This window comes from Saccharomonospora halophila 8, from assembly GCF_000383775.1.
In the GTDB taxonomy this organism is placed as follows: Bacteria; Actinomycetota; Actinomycetes; order Mycobacteriales; family Pseudonocardiaceae; genus Saccharomonospora; species Saccharomonospora halophila.
Map to the genome: position 1 here is coordinate 22,173 of NZ_KB912472.1, position 1,586 is coordinate 23,758.

Sequence of the window (1,586 nt, forward strand, 5' to 3'; positions counted from 1 at the left end):
CCGGGCGGAGCTGGACGCCTACCGGAGCACGCCGCGGGGGCGGGTGCGGCTGGCGGTGTTCCCGTCGGCGGCGTTGCTGCTACTGCCCGGCCTGCTCGACCGGTTCACCGCGTATGCCGGGCTGGAGGTGGAGGTGCGCGACGTGGACATGACCCCCGCCGAGGTGCCCGGCCTGCTGGCCGACTTCGACGTGGTGGTGGCCCACCGGGACGAGCACGTCACGGCGTTCGACTCGGAACGGCTGGCCGTGGTGCCGTTGCTGCGGGAACCGCTGGTTGTGGCGCTGCCGCCCGGACATCCGCTCGGTGCGCGGGACCGGCTGGAGCTTTCCGACCTCGCGGACCAGGACTGGATCAGCGTCGACGTCGGTTTCCCGGTGGACGACGTACTGCGGTCGCTGACCGTGCGCACCGGGGTGCGCCCGAGAGTGCTGCACCGCATCAACGACTTCCGCGTCACCGAGGCGCTGGTCGGTGCGGGACACGGAGTGGCCCTGCTGCCCCGGTACACCATGGACACCACGCGGGTGCTCCGCCGCGAGCTCGCCGGCCTGCACGCCGCCCGCCGCATCGACGCGGTTTTCCGCCCGGGCACGACCACCCACCCGGCGACCACAGCGGTCCTGGACGCCCTCCGGGCGGAGGTCACCTCCCGCACCGGGGTTGTGCCGTGAAGGACCCCTTCCCTGCGTTCAGTGCCGTGAGGGACTCCTTCCCTGCATGTGACGCAGGGAAGGAGTCCTTCACGGTCACACGCGGCGATCCCAGCGGAAGAGGCGTTTCGCCGCGAGGGCGCCCAGCAGGGTCCAGGCGGTGAGGACGCCGAGGGCGGGCAGTGCCTCGGTGAACTGTGTGGCCAGGCCGAGGTCCGGGTGGTAGGCGAGCCGGGAGAGCTCGACCAGCGCTCCGCCGGGCAGCAGGAGCTGGACGGTGTCCGGGCCGACGGCGCCGTTGGTGCCCGCCCAGATGGCAGTGCCCAGCAGGAACAGGAAGAACGGCATCGCGGCCATGTCGGCCTGTTGGGTGGTGGAGACCAGCCCGGTGGTGGCGATCGCGAGCAGCGTGCACAGGGCGACGGTGAGCACCACACCGACCAGCAACAGGGGCAGGTTCGTGGGTGCGGCCGGGCCGCCGACCCACACGATCGCCACCACCAGCAGGCACTGGACGAATCCCAGGACGAACGGCGGTGAGCTGAGGCCGGTCAGGATCGTCGCGTCGGAGCACTCGCTGGTGCGCAGCCGTTTGAGGTAGAGGTCCTCCCGGCGGGCCGTGAGGGTGAGCGTGGTGGTGATGTAGACGGTCATCCCGCACATCACGGCCAGCGCGATCGCCACTGGGAACGCCCAGCCGAGCGCGCCCAGCGTTCCCCGGCCGGACCACACCAGGAACACGGCCATCCCGATCGGGAACAGCGTCGCGGTGCCCGCGACCGTGGCGTTGCGCCCGACCAGTTTCGTCTCGGTCCTCAGCAGCACGAACATCTGGTGCGCCGTGCGGTTCATCGTTCCTCCTCGTGCTCACCGGTCGCGCCGGTCGCGCCGGCACCGACGACGCTCGCACCGGCCGCGCCGCCCGCACCGGCCG

Annotated in this window: 2 protein-coding genes; one reads left to right on the top strand and one right to left on the bottom strand. The window is 71.9% G+C overall.

The features are described 5' to 3' along the window. Nucleotides 1-673: LysR substrate-binding domain-containing protein (locus SACHA_RS24725; RefSeq protein WP_083935737.1), on the top strand; the 673-nt coding region annotated here is incomplete at its 5' end. Between the two features lie 75 nt (nt 674-748). Here SACHA_RS24725 and SACHA_RS0100125 read toward each other — a convergent pair. Beyond that, nucleotides 749-1,504: a hypothetical protein gene (locus SACHA_RS0100125; RefSeq protein WP_019806223.1), complete on the bottom strand. Its 756-nt coding sequence runs from the start codon at nt 1,502-1,504 to the stop codon at nt 749-751. Nucleotides 1,505-1,586 lie beyond the last annotated feature (82 nt).

Excerpts from the sequence above, each read along its gene's own strand:
- SACHA_RS0100125 (WP_019806223.1), bottom strand. The coding sequence starts at position 1,504 with ATGAACCGCACGGCGCACCAGATGTTCGTGCTGCTGAGGACCGAGACG.